General features: G+C 71.1%; 15 protein-coding genes. 10 read left to right on the plus strand and 5 right to left on the minus strand.

From position 1 onward, the window contains the following. Window positions 1-130 precede the first annotated feature (130 nt). The gene (locus tag AC1HFW_RS23245; RefSeq protein ID WP_479285312.1) at window positions 131-1,138 is read right to left on the minus strand and encodes a quinone oxidoreductase family protein; all 1,008 of its coding nucleotides are present in this window, start codon (window positions 1,136-1,138) and stop codon (window positions 131-133) included. A 312-nt stretch (window positions 1,139-1,450) separates the two neighbouring features. Here AC1HFW_RS23245 and AC1HFW_RS23250 point away from each other — a divergent pair, with 312 nt between their 5' ends. Together AC1HFW_RS23250 and AC1HFW_RS23255 are read left to right on the plus strand one after the other, a co-directional pair. Next, window positions 1,451-2,416, plus strand: a complete 966-nt coding sequence (locus AC1HFW_RS23250; RefSeq protein ID WP_479285313.1) for an alpha/beta hydrolase — start codon at window positions 1,451-1,453, stop codon at window positions 2,414-2,416. 94 nt (window positions 2,417-2,510) lie between these two features. Then, the gene (locus AC1HFW_RS23255) at window positions 2,511-3,374 is read left to right on the plus strand and encodes a LysR family transcriptional regulator (protein ID WP_006391729.1); all 864 of its coding nucleotides are present in this window, start codon (window positions 2,511-2,513) and stop codon (window positions 3,372-3,374) included. A 19-nt stretch (window positions 3,375-3,393) separates the two neighbouring features. Here the strand turns inward: AC1HFW_RS23255 and AC1HFW_RS23260 are convergent, their stop codons facing one another. After that, window positions 3,394-3,780, minus strand: coding sequence for a MerR family transcriptional regulator (locus AC1HFW_RS23260; protein WP_198486435.1), 387 nt, complete (start codon window positions 3,778-3,780; stop codon window positions 3,394-3,396). A 90-nt stretch (window positions 3,781-3,870) separates the two neighbouring features. Here AC1HFW_RS23260 and AC1HFW_RS23265 point away from each other — a divergent pair, with 90 nt between their 5' ends. After that, the gene (locus AC1HFW_RS23265; RefSeq protein ID WP_479285314.1) at window positions 3,871-4,779 is read left to right on the plus strand and encodes an alpha/beta fold hydrolase; all 909 of its coding nucleotides are present in this window, start codon (window positions 3,871-3,873) and stop codon (window positions 4,777-4,779) included. Here the strand turns inward: AC1HFW_RS23265 and AC1HFW_RS23270 are convergent. Continuing rightward, window positions 4,744-5,595 (minus strand): helix-turn-helix transcriptional regulator, encoded by an 852-nt coding sequence (locus AC1HFW_RS23270; RefSeq protein WP_479285315.1) that lies wholly within the window; start codon window positions 5,593-5,595, stop codon window positions 4,744-4,746. The two genes, AC1HFW_RS23265 and AC1HFW_RS23270, sit on opposite strands and share 36 nt — an antisense overlap. A gap of 97 nt (window positions 5,596-5,692) precedes the next feature. Between AC1HFW_RS23270 and AC1HFW_RS23275 the strand changes: the two genes are divergently transcribed. Further along, on the plus strand, window positions 5,693-6,577 hold the full coding sequence (locus AC1HFW_RS23275) for an SDR family oxidoreductase (RefSeq protein WP_479285316.1): 885 nt from the start codon (window positions 5,693-5,695) through the stop codon (window positions 6,575-6,577). Between the two features lie 59 nt (window positions 6,578-6,636). Here the strand turns inward: AC1HFW_RS23275 and AC1HFW_RS23280 are convergent, their stop codons facing one another. Next, window positions 6,637-7,074, minus strand: coding sequence for a SecDF P1 head subdomain-containing protein (locus AC1HFW_RS23280; RefSeq protein ID WP_479285317.1), 438 nt, complete (start codon window positions 7,072-7,074; stop codon window positions 6,637-6,639). A gap of 185 nt (window positions 7,075-7,259) precedes the next feature. Between AC1HFW_RS23280 and AC1HFW_RS23285 the strand changes: the two genes are divergently transcribed. The 6 genes from AC1HFW_RS23285 to otnK all read left to right on the plus strand — a co-directional run bounded on the left by AC1HFW_RS23285 (window position 7,260) and on the right by otnK (window position 12,472). Next, window positions 7,260-7,697, plus strand: a complete 438-nt coding sequence (locus AC1HFW_RS23285; RefSeq protein ID WP_006391720.1) for a hypothetical protein — start codon at window positions 7,260-7,262, stop codon at window positions 7,695-7,697. A gap of 139 nt (window positions 7,698-7,836) precedes the next feature. Then, window positions 7,837-8,475: a 3-oxo-tetronate 4-phosphate decarboxylase gene (otnC, locus tag AC1HFW_RS23290; protein WP_479285318.1), complete on the plus strand. Its 639-nt coding sequence runs from the start codon at window positions 7,837-7,839 to the stop codon at window positions 8,473-8,475. A gap of 67 nt (window positions 8,476-8,542) precedes the next feature. Further along, on the plus strand, window positions 8,543-9,334 hold the full coding sequence (otnI, locus tag AC1HFW_RS23295) for a 2-oxo-tetronate isomerase (RefSeq protein WP_479285319.1): 792 nt from the start codon (window positions 8,543-8,545) through the stop codon (window positions 9,332-9,334). Beyond that, a complete protein-coding gene (gene denD / locus AC1HFW_RS23300; protein ID WP_479285320.1) occupies window positions 9,331-10,308 on the plus strand; it encodes a D-erythronate dehydrogenase in 978 nt (325 codons plus the stop codon). The genes otnI and denD overlap by 4 nt, the downstream gene beginning before the upstream one ends. After that, complete coding sequence (ltnD, locus tag AC1HFW_RS23305; RefSeq protein WP_479285321.1) at window positions 10,305-11,213, plus strand: L-threonate dehydrogenase; 909 nt, start codon at window positions 10,305-10,307, stop codon at window positions 11,211-11,213. The genes denD and ltnD overlap by 4 nt, the downstream gene beginning before the upstream one ends. Continuing rightward, window positions 11,210-12,472: a 3-oxo-tetronate kinase gene (otnK, locus tag AC1HFW_RS23310; protein WP_479285322.1), complete on the plus strand. Its 1,263-nt coding sequence runs from the start codon at window positions 11,210-11,212 to the stop codon at window positions 12,470-12,472. The genes ltnD and otnK overlap by 4 nt, the downstream gene beginning before the upstream one ends. A 48-nt stretch (window positions 12,473-12,520) precedes the next feature. On the opposite strand, the gene AC1HFW_RS23315 is transcribed toward otnK, so the two are convergent. Beyond that, the gene (locus AC1HFW_RS23315) at window positions 12,521-13,228 is read right to left on the minus strand and encodes a FadR/GntR family transcriptional regulator (RefSeq protein WP_035359639.1); all 708 of its coding nucleotides are present in this window, start codon (window positions 13,226-13,228) and stop codon (window positions 12,521-12,523) included. Window positions 13,229-13,251 lie beyond the last annotated feature (23 nt).

Genomic DNA, 13,251 nt, shown 5'->3' on the forward strand with positions numbered 1-13,251 from the left:
CGTGGATTCCCAGCGGTCCCATGTCCAGGGCGCCAGGCCGCATCGGGCAGCCTGGCGCTGGACGGTGAGAGTGTGGGCGCGACGGGCGACAGGTTCAAATGAGTGGTGCGGGTGCGGCCATAACCAAAGGTTATGCGTGTGGCGCGCCGCCGATGCGCAGCACCGACTTGCCGATCTGCTCGCGGGCTTCCAGCCGCGCGTGGATCCGCTGCACGTCTTCCAGCTCGTAGCGGCCTTCGATGGCGATATCCAGCGAACCTTCGAGCAGCCCGCCGAATACCGCGTCGGCGCGGCGTTGCACCGTGGCCCCGTCCTGCATGTGGTCGGCCAGGCGCGGCCGTGTCAGGAACAGCGAGCCGGCCTCGCCCAGTTCGATCGGGTCCAGGTCTGTGACCGAGCCCGAGACGTTGCCGTAGTTGATGACGAGGCCGCGCGTGCGGCAGGCGCGCAAGCTGTCGCGCAGGGTGGTCTTGCCGACCGCGTCGAACACCACGTCCACGCCCGCGCCGCCGGTGGCCTCGCGGATGCGGTCGGCGAAGCGGCCGCCGTCGTAGGGCAGGGCGTGGTGGGCGCCGCGCGCGACGGCGACGGCGCTTTTCCGCGCGCTGCTGGCGGTGGCGAAGACGGTGGCGCCGCGCCGCGCGGCCATCTGCACCAGCAATTGGCCGATGCTGCCGGAGGCGGCGTGGATCAGGCAGGTGCTGCCCGGGCCCAGCCGGGCGATGTCTTCGACCAGGTAGTGCGCGGTGGCACCCTGGAAGATCGCGGCGGCGGCCAGGTCGAACGGGATGGCGTCCGGAATCTTCGCGACCTTGGCCGCCGGCACGCTGGCGTATTCGGCGTAGCTGCCCCAGGCGATGCACCAGGCCACGCGGTCGCCCGGCGCCAGGTGCGTGACGTCGGGGCCGACCGCGACGATCTCGCCGGCGCCCTCCATGCCGAGGGTGCAGGGCAGGCGGACGGGATAGGTGGTGGAGGCCGCGTACTTGCCCTGGCGGGTGTGCACGTCCATGAAGTTGATGCCGGCGTAGGCGACCCGCACCACCACGTGGCCGGGGGCGGCGTCGGGCATGGGATGGTCCGCGCGCAGTTGCAGGACCTCGGGGCCGCCGTAGCGTTCTATCAGGATGGCTTTCACTGCGAAGGATTCCTTGTGGGGGAGTGGCGGATGCGCCGTGGCATCGACCGGTGCCAGCCATCGTAGAAGGCGTGAATCGGTCTGGGAATTCCCCAGGAATTCACGAGGTCCGTGCGGAAATGATCGGAAGGGGGCCAGAGCGAGGTCCGCCGCGCCGGGCGCGCCAGATCGGACCGCCTTGGTTCAGAACCGGATCAAGTCGCATTCCTGTCTGGGCTATCCTGCGGCAGGCGTCGCCGTGCTGCGCGCCGGGTTGTTTCCTCTTTTGCCGCCGGGCCCGCGCCTGTCGGCACGCATGATTCCGAGAAGCCGATGTCCTCCCGCACCCTGTCCCGCCTTTGCCAAGCCGCGTTGTTGAGTGGCGTTTTCTGGAGCGTTGCGGCGCAGGCGCAGACGCCGCCCGTTGCCGGCGCGCCGGTCGCGCGCGGGGAGCAGCTTGTCGGCGAAACCGTGGCCGACCGGCCGTCGGCGGTCTATCGCTTTGAAACGCACCGGCTCGATTCGGTCGATGGCGAGCGCCATTACCGCATCCAGATCGCCGTGCCGCGCCAACTGGCTCCGGCCGGTGGCCGCGCGGTGCTGTACATGCTGGACGGCAACGCCGCCCTGGCCACGCTGACCGATGCCGACCTGGCGCGGCTGGGCAGGGGCGAGGCGCCGGTGCTGGTGGCCGTGGGCTATGACGTGCCGACGCGCAACGATGTGGTGGCGCGCGCCTATGACTACACGCCGCCCGTGTTCGAGCAGGGTGTGCGGCAACCGAATCCGGTGGTGCTGGGCCGCGAGGGCGGCGGCGCCGACGTATTCCTGGCGTTCCTGCGCGAACAGGTCAAGCCGCTGGTGCGCGGGCGCGCCGCGGTCGATGTGCAGCGCGAATACCTGTGGGGCCATTCCTATGGCGGCCTGTTCGCGCTGCATGTGCTGTTCACGCAGCCGGACGCGTTCGCGCGCTACATCACCGGGGACCCCTCGGCCTGGTGGGCGGACGGGGCGTTGCTGCAGGAGTGGCGGCGCTTCGACCCGCGGCGCGCGGCCGGCAAGCGCGTGGAGGTGCTGGCGGGCACCCGGCCGCGCGACCCGGCGCGCCAGCGGCCCGATGCGCCGTCGACGCGGCCGGACGGCACGCCGATCGACCTGCAGCCGGCCGTGCGCGCCATGGTGACCGGCCTGCGCGAAGGCGGCGCCGACGCCCGCTACGAGGCCTTCCCGCAATTCGGCCATGGCGAAATGCTGCGGGCGTCGCTGGCGCGCGCGTTGCAAGTCGCCGTCGAGCCGTAGGCGCCCCAGACGCGCGGGGGCGCATGGTAAAAGCGACATCAGGATCCGGGAATTTTCTCCCGCATGGTCTTTCTCTTCGTGAGCAGGTAATCCGATGTTCGACTGGCAGGATCTGTATTACTTCACCGTATTGGCCCGCACCCAATCGTTGTCGGCGGCCGCCCGCGAGTTGCAGGTCGAGCATGCCACCGTGGGGCGCCGCATCGACGCGCTGGAGAAATCGCTGGGCCTGCGGCTGGTGGACCGCCTGCCGCGCAGCCGGCCGCTGACCGAGGACGGCCGCGCGCTGGCGCGGCTGGCCGGCGCCATGACCGAGATCGCCACGGGCGTCGAGCAGCTGTCGCGCATTGCCTCGATCGAGGTGGCCGGCACGGTGCGGGTCAGCGCGCCGCCGTCGCTGGCCAGCCATTGCATCGCGCCGCGCATGGCGGCGTTGCGCGAGCGGCATCCGAAACTCAATGTGGTGTTGCTGCCGTCGTTGTCGCTGGTGGCGCTGGACCGCGGCGAGGCCGACATCGCGCTGCGCACCGTGCGTCCGGAAGAAGAAGCGCTGGTGCGCAGGAAGATCGGCGTGGTGCGCTTCGCGCTGTACGGCAGCCCCGGGTTCGGCGAGCAGCCCGCCGACCAGTGGCGGTTCATCGCGTATGACGAAAGCGGCGATACGCTGCCGCAGCAGGCCTGGTTGCATCAGGTCCGCCGCCACCGGCCGGTGGTGTTCGCGGCCAGCGACCTGGCGGCGCAGCAGATGGCGGCGCGTTCGGGCCTGGGCGCGGTCGTGCTGCCCACGATCGTCGGCGATGGCGACGCCATGCTGCAACGGCTGGCGGTGGAGGGCGAAGCGCCGTCGCGCGATCTCTGGCTGGCGGTGTTTCCGGACCTGCGCCGGTCGCCGTCGGTCAAGGCGGTGATGGATTTCCTGGTGGAGTGCGTGCAGCAGGAACCGCGCCTGCGCGCGTGACCGGCGTGGCCGCGGGCGGCTATTTCGCGGGGGCCGTGGCGCCCTCGGCCAGCATCTGGCGCAGTCGGGCGCGGCGGCGTTCCAGGTCGGCGATCTGCCGTTCGACCGAGGCCAGCCGCTCGCGCTGCACGGCGGAGGTTTCCGGGCAGGCCGCCGCCCCTTCGATCATGCGCATGCAATCGGGAAAGCCCTGGATCTCGGCGAGGCTGAAGCCGGTCGCGATCAGGCGCTGGATCTGCCGTACCTGGCTGACCGCCGCGGGCGCGAAGCTGCGGTAGCCGTTGGCGGCGCGCGAGGAGGCCAGCAGGCCGTGCGCGTCGTAATGGCGGATCGAGCGCAGGCTGGCGCCGGTGGCGCGGGCAAGGACGCCGATCGACATCGGCTTGGCGGCGGGCGGGGGTGTCATGGCAAATCTTCACGAAACGACCGCTTGACTCTAACACCAGTGTGACGGTCGAGACTGTGATTCCCCTTTTGTCATCCAGGAGTCAGTCCCATGCCGGGCCCCCTGCTTTTCCGTTGTTTCCGCCCCCTGCTGGCCGCTGTCGCGCTGCTCTTGGCGAGCGCCGCGGCGCATGCCGATAGCCGCCAGTACACCGCCGTCGCGCCCGACGGCGTCACCCTGTCCATCCAGGAATCCGGCGATCCGGCCGGCCCCGCCGTCGTGTTCGTGCACGGCCTGCTGGGCAGCCGCCTCAGCTGGGAGGCGCAACTGTCCAGCCCGCTGTTGCAGCGCTACCGCCTGATCACCTATGACCTGCGCGGCCACGGCCAGTCGGGCCAGCCGAGCGCGCCGCTGGCGTACACCGACGGGCGCCGCTGGGCCGACGACCTGGCGGCCGTGATCGCGGCGTCGGGCGCGCGCCGGCCGGTGCTGGTGGGCTGGTCGCTGGGCGCGGCCGTGACGACCAATTACCTGGCCGCGCATGGCGACGCGGACATCGCCGGCGCGGTCTACGTGGGCGGCGTGATCGAACTGGAGGCCGGCCAGATCGCGCCGCATCCCGAGGTGTATCGCGGCATGGCGTCGAGTGACCTGAAGACGCACCTGGACGCCGAGCGCGCGTTCCTGGCGCTGTGCTTCGAGACGCAGCCCGACACGGCGACATTCGAGCGGCTGCTGGCCAATGCCGCGCTGGCGTCGCCCGCGATGCAGGCCGCGGTGCCGCGGATGACGATCGCCGCTCGTGAAGGCCTGGGCGCCATGCACAAGCCGCTGTGGCTGATCTACGGGGCGCGCGATGCGCTGGTGCGCGTCGAGCCGTCGCTGGAGCGCGCCAGGCGCCTGAATCCGCGCTTGCGCGCCACGGTGTACGCGGCGTCGGGACACGCGCCATTCCTGGAGGAGGCCGAGCGCTTCAACCGCGATCTAGCGGGATTCATCGACGCCGCCAACGGGCGCTGAGGCCAGCAGCGCGCGGATGCGATCGGCGGCCTCCGGCGTGGCGGGGTGATAGACCACCATGGACAGGTCCGGCCGGCCATCGACCGAGAACCCGGAGTACTCCAGTTCGAGCAGGCCGGCGCGGGCATGGCGCAGGCGCTTGGTGCCCTCGCCATGGACGCGCACGTCGTTGTCGCGCCACAGGGCCGCGAATTCCGCGCTGTCGCGGCTCAATTCCTCGACCAGCCGGGCGACTTCGGACGCGGCGCCGGCCCGGGTGACGTCGGCGCGGAAGGCGCCCACCACGAAACGGGCGATGCCCTCCCAATCGTCCTGCGCCTGGCGCACGCGGGGATTGCAGAAGACCAGCCGCAGGATGTTGCGCTGCTCGGGCGGCAGGGCGCCGTAGTCGGTCAGCACGACCGAGGCTGCGCGGTTCCAGGCGACCACGTCCCAGGTGGCGGTGCGGATGATGGCGGGGCTGACTTCAAGCGCGTCCAGCAGGCGCTGCAGCCGTGGCGTCACGCCCTGGGCGGACTGGTATTTGACGTCGGGCGGATGGCCGCGGCCCAGCAGGAACAGATGGTGGCGCTCGGCCTCGGTGAGCATGAGGCCGGCGGCGATGCGGTTGAGCACGTCGGCCGAGGGCGCGCCGCCGCGGCCCTGTTCGAGCCAGGTGTACCAGGTGGCGCTGATGTTCGACAGCTGCGCCACCTCTTCGCGCCGCAGGCCTGGCGTGCGGCGGCGGGTGGCGGAGAAGCCGAACGCCACCGGGTCGAGCCGGCCGCGGCGGTCCTTCAGGTAGGCGCCGAGCGGGTTGTCAGTGGGCAGTGTCATGGTCAGCCAGTTGAGATATATACCCCTATAAGCTCACTACTTTAACAGGATAGATCGGCGTCGCATGATGGCTGCCTGACAAACCAGGAGAGCGATCTTGCGCATCTTTCTGACCGGCGCGACCGGCTTCATCGGCTCGAAAATCGTGCCCGAACTCATCCACGCGGGACACCAGGTGCTTGGCCTGACCCGTTCCGACCATGGCGCGCGAGCGCTGCAACTGGCGGGCGCCGACGCGCACGCCGGCGACATCGAGGACCTGGACAGCCTGCGGCGCGGGGCGTCGGCCTGCGACGCGGTGATCCATACGGCCTTCGACCACGATTTTTCCCATTTCGTCGCCAACTGCGAAAAGGACCGGCGCGTCATCCTGGCGCTGGGCGAGGCGCTGGCGGGATCGGCGCGGCCGCTGCTGATCACGTCGGGCACGCCGTTGGGGATCGCGGCGCCTGGCCAGCCCGCCATCGAAGACCACTTCAATGCGGCCCATCCGAACCCGCGCAAGGCGTCGGAGCTGGCGGGCGAGGAATTGCTGGCGCGCGGCGTCCGCGTGTCGGTGGTGCGGCTGTCGCAGATCCATGACGCCGAGAAACAGGGGCTGGTGACCGAAATGGTGGCGCTGGCGCGGGCCACGGGCGTGTCGCCCTATGTTGGCGACGACAGCAATGGCTGGTCGGCCGCCCATGTGTCCGACACCGTGCGCCTGTACCGCGCCGTGCTGGAGCACGGCGAAGCCGGCGGGCGCTATCACGCGACGGCCGAATCGCACATTCCGTTCCGGGATATAGCGCAGGCCATCGGCGACCGCCTGGGCGTGCCGGTGATCCGCCTGGACGAGGCCGCCGCGGCCGCGCATTTCGGCTGGCTGTCGCACTTTGTCGGCCATGACATGTCGGCCTCGAGCGTGGCCACGCGCGAACGGCTGGGCTGGCAGCCGACGGGGCCGCGGCTGCGCGACAGCCTGGCGCAATTGCGGGTCTGAGGCGCGGGGCGGCCAGCGCCGGTCGGTGGCCGGTTGGCCGCGCGTGCCGCTGGGCGGTGTCAGCCGCCGGATTCCGATCCGGGCGTGCGCCGGGTGGGGCGGGTGCCGGCATCGCTCGGCGCGCCGCTCTCGTCGTCCACGGTGAGGCCGCCGCCGGACATGATGCCCTTGGCGATGTCTTCGGCCGACTTGCCGGCAAAGCCGTGTTCGCCGGCGACGATGCGGAAGCTGTCGCCTTCGAGCGGGCTTTGCAGCGTGGCCGATGACAGCAGCACGCCGTTCGAACGCAACTGCACGCGCTTGCCGACACGATTGCGGGTGAAGTCGGCCAGCACCTGGCGGCTCTCGGGGTGCAGCACCACGTCGACGAAGCGCATCTGGGTCTGCGGTTCGATGCCGGCCGTGGCGCTTTGCGCGCGCAGGGCCACGGTCTCGGCGTGGGAAGCGGTGGCGGCCAGCAGCAGGGCGGCGCAGGCGAGGGATCGGAAGGCGCGCATGGGGACTCCGGGAAACGGACGGATCGATGCCGGCATCCTAGCCCGATCGGCGTCGGCGCATATTACGACTTGTATGCGAACGCTGGCATTGCCTGCCGCGCGCCGGCCGTTGGCCGCTAATATGTCGGCTCGATGATCGTCCCTGGCCGCGGATCCCCCCCGGCCGCCGCGAGGAAGCCCGACCCATGAAGCTGCATGCCCCCTGGTTCCTGTCCTGCCTGCTGCTGGCGGGCGCCGCGCACGCGGGCTCCGCGCCCGCCGAACTGTCCTGCGTGTCGGAGAGCGGCAAGGTGGCGCTGCGTGGCGTCATTCCGTCGCCGTCGTCCGAAGAGCTCAAGCTGACGCTGACGTACGTCGGCGCTACGTTGGGATTCGACGCGGACCGGGATCCCGCCTATGTCGTGTCGGATTTCCCGCTGGGCGTCTTCACCCTGGTGGCGCCGGACGAGGTCTGGCCGTTGACGCTGTATGCCTTGCCGGCCAGCGTGGCGGTCAAGAAGGACGGCACCGGCGCCGTGGTGGGCACCTTCCAGGCCAAGCTCACCGGGCCGCGTCCGGGCGGACCGGGCGCGAATCAGCCGCTCAAGGCCACCGTCAACTGCGACTACCGCTACACGGTCTGAATCCGGCGGGTCATTCCGGGTAATCCCGCTACCGGGATTTTCGGCAAAATTTGTATGATGACCATATGAATATGCCCATGGAGTCCCGCATGCCGCATCCGCTTCGCGCCGTCCACGCATCCCCCCGGAAGGGCGCGCGATGACCCCGGAAACCCGCGTCCGCGAGGAAATCTGCACGGTCGGCGCCAGCCTCTACCAGCGGGGCTATACCGTCGGCGCGGCCGGCAACATCAGCGCCCGCCTGGACGACGGCTGGCTGATCACGCCCACCGATGCCTGCCTGGGCCGCCTGGACCCGGCCGAGCTGGCCAAGGTCGACCTGGCCGGCAACTGGGTCTCGGGCGCCAAGCCGTCCAAGACCCTGGCGCTGCACCAGGGCATCTATCAGGCCGACCCCGCCGCGCGCGGCGTGGTGCATACCCATTCGACCCATCTGGTCGCCCTGACGCTGGCGGGCGTGTGGCGCCAGGACGAGGTGCTGCCGCCGATCACGCCGTACCAGGTGATGAAGGTGGGCCGCGTTCCGCTGATTCCCTATCGCCGGCCCGGCGATCCGGCGGCGGCGGCGCAGGTGGCGGCGCTGGCCGCGCAGGTGCGCGGGGCGCTGTTCGAGCGCCTTGGGCCCGTGGTGTGGGAACGCTCGGTGTCACACGCCTCCTATGCGCTGGAGGAACTGGAAGAGACCGCGCGGCTGTGGCTGATGTCCGATCCGCGCCCCGCGCCGCTGTCCGAGGACGCCATCGAGGAACTGCGCGCGACTTTCGGCGCGCGCTACTGACACGGATGGCGCCCCGCGCGCCGGCGGTCCGCGTCGGCGCGGGCCGCGAATACATGGAGACGACGAGATGCCGCGCCTGGCCGCGAACCTGAGCATGATGTATGCGGAGCACGCTTTCCTGGACCGGTTCGGCGCCGCGGCGCGCGATGGCTTCCAGGGGGTGGAGTTCCTGTTTCCCTACGAATTCGCCGCCGCCGAGATCAAGGCGCGGCTGCAGGCGCATGGCCTGTCGCAGGCCCTGTTCAATGCGCCGCCCGGTGATTGGGCGGCGGGCGAGCGCGGCATCGCCGCGCTGCCCGGACGCGAGGACGAGTTTCGCCGCGGGCTGGATGTGGCGCTGGAGTATGCGGCGGCGCTGGGCAACCGCAGGCTGCACGTGATGGCGGGCCTGGTGGCGCCGGGGAGCGACCGCGCCGTCCACCGCGAGGTCTATCTGCGCAACCTGGAAGCCGCGGCGCGCGCCGCGGCCTCGGCCGGCGTGACCATCGTGATCGAGCCGATCAACCCGCGCGACATGCCCGGCTTCTTCCTGACCCGCCAGGACGAGGCGCAGGCCATCCGCGCCGAGGTCGGCGCCGATAACCTGCACGTGCAATTCGATTGCTACCACTGCCAGATCGTGGAGGGCGACCTGGCGGTGAAACTGCGGCGCGACATGGCGGGCATCGGCCACATCCAGATCGCCGGCGTGCCGGACCGGCACGAGCCGGACCTGGGCGAACTGAATTATCCCTACCTGCTGGCGCTGATCGACACCCTGGACTACACGGGCTGGGTCGGCTGCGAATACCGGCCCAAGGGCGCAACGTCGGCGGGCCTGGCGTGGGCCCGCCCCTATCTCGCGGGAGGCGAGCGATGAAGATACTGATCACCGGCGGCGCGGGCTTCCTCGGCCAGCGCCTGGCGCGCAAACTGCTGGAGCAGGGGCGGCTGACGCTGGGCGGCGCGCGCGAACCGATCACGCAGATCGACCTGCTCGACGTCACCCGCACCGACGCCATCAACGACACCCGCGTGCGCTCGATCCAGGGCGACATCGCGGACCCGGCGGTCCTGGAGGCGTTGATCGGCGCCGATACGGCGGCGGTGTTCCACCTGGCCGCGATCGTCAGCGGCCAGGCCGAGGCCGATTTCGACCTGGGCATGCGCATCAACCTGGATGCGTCGCGGGCGCTGCTGGAGGCCTGCCGCCAGCGTGGCCACCGGCCGCGCGTGGTGTTCACCAGTTCGGTCGCGGTCTATGGCGGCGCGCTGCCGGAAACCGTGCGCGACGACACCGCGCTCAATCCGCAGTCTTCCTATGGCACGCAGAAGGCGATCGCCGAGCTGCTGCTGGCCGACTACACGCGGCGCGGCTTCGTCGATGGCCGCGCGCTGCGGTTGCCGACCATCAGCGTGCGGCCGGGCCGGCCCAACGCGGCGGCCTCGTCGTTCGCCAGCGGCATCATCCGCGAGCCGCTCAATGGTGAACCGGCGGCCTGCCCGGTGACCGCGGACACGCGCCTGTGGCTGTTGTCGCCGCGGCGCGCGGTGCAGGCGCTGATCGCCGGCTGCGAGCTGGATGCGGCGGCGGTGGCGGATCGCCGGCCGATCAATCTGCCGGGCGTGTCGGTGACGGCCGCCGACATGGCGCAAGCATTGCGCGAGATCGCGGGCGATGCGGTCGCCGACCGCATCAGCTGGCAGGCCGATCCGCGGGTGCAGGCCATTGTCGGCAGCTGGCCGGGGCGCTGGGACACGGCGCGGGCCACGCAACTGGGCCTGGAAGGCGACAGCGATTTCGCCGAGATCATCCGCGCCTACATCGGCGACGACTTGCGGGGAACGGTATGAACCATCAGGAGCAAGCCGCGCGCGATGTCGGCGTGATCGGCCTGGGCGCCATGGGCGCGGGCATCGCGCAGAGCCTGCGGCGCGCCGGCCATCGGGTGCATGCCTACGATATCCGGCCGGGCGTGGCGGCGGCGTTCGCCGAGCAGGGCGGCGTGGCCTGCGACACGTTGGCGGCAGTGGCCGCGGCCTGCGATGTGGTGGTCAGCGTGGTGGTGAACGCGCAGCAGACCGAGAGCGTGCTGTTCGGCGACGGCGGTTTGGCGGTGGCCTTGCGGCGCGACAGCGTGTTCGTGATGTGCTCGACGGTGGATCCGTCCTGGTCGAGCGCGCTGGAGGCGCGCCTGGCGGCCCTGGGCGTGCTGTACCTGGATGCGCCGATCTCGGGCGGCGCGGCCAAGGCCGCGGCGGGCGAGATGACCATGATGACCGCCGGCTCGCCGGCCGCCTACGCGGCATGCGGCCCGCTGCTGGATGCGATGGCGGGCAAGGTCTACCGCCTGGGCGATCGCGCCGGCGCGGGCAGCAAGGTCAAGATCATCAACCAGCTGCTGGCCGGCGTGCACATCGCCGCCGCCGCCGAGGCCATGGCGCTGGGGCTGCGCGAAGGGGTTGATGCCGACGCGCTGTACGAGGTCATCACCCATAGCGCGGGGAACAGCTGGATGTTCGAGAACCGCATGGCGCACGTGCTGGCGGGCGATTACACGCCGTTGTCGGCGGTGGACATCTTCGTCAAGGACCTGGGGCTGGTGCTGGACACCGCGCGCCACAGCAAGTTTCCGCTGCCGCTGGCGTCCACCGCGCACCAGATGTTCATGCAGGCCTCGGCCGCCGGGCACGGGCGCGAGGACGACAGCGCGGTCATCAAGATCTTTCCCGGAATCACCTTGCCGGAGTCCGCATGACGATCAAGCTGGGCTGCATCGCCGACGATTTCACCGGCGCCACCGATCTGGCCAACAACCTGGTGCGCGCCGGCATGCGCACGGTGCAGGCCATCGGCGTGCCGGCCGGCGCGCTGGAGACGCCCGCCGACGCGGTCGTGGTGGCGCTGAAGACCCGCACCCTGCCGGCCGCCGACGCGGTGGCGCAGTCGCTGGCCGCGCTCGAATGGCTGCGGGCGCAGGGCGCCGAGCAGATCTATTTCAAGTATTGCTCGACCTTCGACAGCACGCCCGCCGGCAATATCGGCCCGGTCGCCGATGCGCTGATGACGGCGCTGGGCAGCGATTTCACCATCGCCACGCCGGCCTTTCCCGACAACAAGCGCACGGTGTTCAAGGGCTACCTGTTCGCCGGCGACGTGCTGTTGAACGAGTCGGGCATGCAGCAGCATCCCTTGACGCCGATGACCGACGCCAACCTGGTGCGGGTGCTGTCGGCGCAGACCCGCCGCAAGGTGGGCCTGATCGACTACGCGGTGGTGGCGCGTGGTGCCGAGGCGATTCGCGGCCGCATCGATGCCTTGCGACGGGAGGGCGTGGAGATCGCCATCGTCGACGCCATCTCCAATGAAGACCTGCTGGCGCTGGGGCCGGCGCTCAAGGGCATGCCGCTGGTGACGGCGGGCTCGGGCGTGGCGATCGGCCTGCCCGGCAATTGGGGCCTGGCGCCGGGCGCGGCCGCCGGCCTGCCGCGCGAGCCGGGGGCGCAGGCGGTGGTGGCGGGCAGTTGCTCGATCGCGACCCAGGGCCAGGTCGCCGCGTTCATCGCGGCGGGCGGGCCAGCGCTGGCGCTCGATCCGCTGCGCATCGCCGCGGGTGACGACGTGGCGGCGGATGCGCTGGCCTGGGCCGCGCCGCGCCTGCCCGACGATCCGGTGCTGATCTATTCGACGGCCCGCCCCGACGCCGTGCAGGCGGCGCAGGCCAGCCTGGGCGCGGCGCGCGCCGGCGCGCTGGTCGAGGACACGATCGCGCGGATCGCGGCGGGGCTGGCGCGGCTCGGCGTGCGGCAGTTGATCGTGGCTGGCGGCGAGACCTCGGGCGCGGTGGTGCAGGCGCTGGGCCTGACGCAACTGGCCATCGGCGAGCAGATCGATCCCGGCGTGCCGTGGTGCGCCGGCCAGGCGCAGGCGGTGGGGACGCGCCTGAGCATCGCCTTGAAGTCCGGCAATTTCGGTGGCGTGGATTTCTTCACGCGGGCCTTCGGCCAGGACGCCTGACGGCGCGCGTTGACGCCGCGAGCCAACCCGGCGGATTGACGTTTTGCCTCAGCGGTGCGCCCGGCGTAGGCGGCCGGCGGCGTTGACCATGTGGATGCGGGCCGCTTCGCGCGCCGCGTCCACGTCCTGGCGGCGGATGGCGTCGGCGATGGCGCCGTGTTCCTGCAGCACCGCGCGCATCTGGTCGGCGTGGCGCGCCTCGTTGCCGCGTGTGACGCGCGTGGCGGCTTCCAGGTATTGGCTGACGAACGCCAGGGTGGCGAGGAAGTAGGGGTTGCCGGTGGCCTGCGCGATGCAGCGGTGGAACGCCACGTCTTCCTTGACGCCGTCGCCGCCGCGCTCGACCGCGGCGGCAATGGCGGCCAGCGCCTCGTCGATGGCCGCCATGTCGCGCTTGCTGCGCCGGGCCGCGGCCTGCGCCGCGATTTCGGTTTCCAGCGCGCGCCGCAGGTCGACGATGTGCAGCACCGCGTCCAGTGACGCCAACTCCGCCGCGTCGATGCGCAGCGCGCGCTGGCCGCCGTGGCCGGTGACGAACACGCCGCTGCCCTGGCGCGCCTCGACGATGCCGTCCTGGCGCAGCCGCGACACCGCTTCGCGGATGACGGTGCGGCTGACGCCGAACTGTTCGGCCAGGCGGGTTTCGGTGGGCAGTTTTTCACCGGGCAGCACGCGTCCCGCGTCGATCTCGGCGAGCAGCTGCTTGGCCACCGTATCGGTCAGCGTGGGGGGCGAGTGGAGTCGGGGAAACGCCATGGCATGGGACCGCGCAAGGCGGG

The sequence above is a fragment of the Achromobacter sp. ISS7 genome (assembly GCF_056523125.1).

Excerpts from the sequence above, each read along its gene's own strand:
- AC1HFW_RS23250 (WP_479285313.1), top strand. The coding sequence starts at position 1,451 with ATGTCCTCCCGCACCCTGTCCCGCCTTTGCCAAGCCGCGTTGTTGAGT.
- AC1HFW_RS23255 (WP_006391729.1), top strand. The coding sequence starts at position 2,511 with ATGTTCGACTGGCAGGATCTGTATTACTTCACCGTATTGGCCCGCACC.
- AC1HFW_RS23260 (WP_198486435.1), bottom strand. The coding sequence starts at position 3,780 with ATGACACCCCCGCCCGCCGCCAAGCCGATGTCGATCGGCGTCCTTGCC.
- AC1HFW_RS23265 (WP_479285314.1), top strand. The coding sequence starts at position 3,871 with ATGCCGGGCCCCCTGCTTTTCCGTTGTTTCCGCCCCCTGCTGGCCGCT.
- AC1HFW_RS23270 (WP_479285315.1), bottom strand. The coding sequence starts at position 5,595 with ATGACACTGCCCACTGACAACCCGCTCGGCGCCTACCTGAAGGACCGC.
- AC1HFW_RS23280 (WP_479285317.1), bottom strand. The coding sequence starts at position 7,074 with ATGCGCGCCTTCCGATCCCTCGCCTGCGCCGCCCTGCTGCTGGCCGCC.
- AC1HFW_RS23285 (WP_006391720.1), top strand. The coding sequence starts at position 7,260 with ATGAAGCTGCATGCCCCCTGGTTCCTGTCCTGCCTGCTGCTGGCGGGC.
- otnC (WP_479285318.1), top strand. The coding sequence starts at position 7,837 with ATGACCCCGGAAACCCGCGTCCGCGAGGAAATCTGCACGGTCGGCGCC.
- otnI (WP_479285319.1), top strand. The coding sequence starts at position 8,543 with ATGCCGCGCCTGGCCGCGAACCTGAGCATGATGTATGCGGAGCACGCT.
- denD (WP_479285320.1), top strand. The coding sequence starts at position 9,331 with ATGAAGATACTGATCACCGGCGGCGCGGGCTTCCTCGGCCAGCGCCTG.
- ltnD (WP_479285321.1), top strand. The coding sequence starts at position 10,305 with ATGAACCATCAGGAGCAAGCCGCGCGCGATGTCGGCGTGATCGGCCTG.
- otnK (WP_479285322.1), top strand. The coding sequence starts at position 11,210 with ATGACGATCAAGCTGGGCTGCATCGCCGACGATTTCACCGGCGCCACC.
- AC1HFW_RS23315 (WP_035359639.1), bottom strand. The coding sequence starts at position 13,228 with ATGGCGTTTCCCCGACTCCACTCGCCCCCCACGCTGACCGATACGGTG.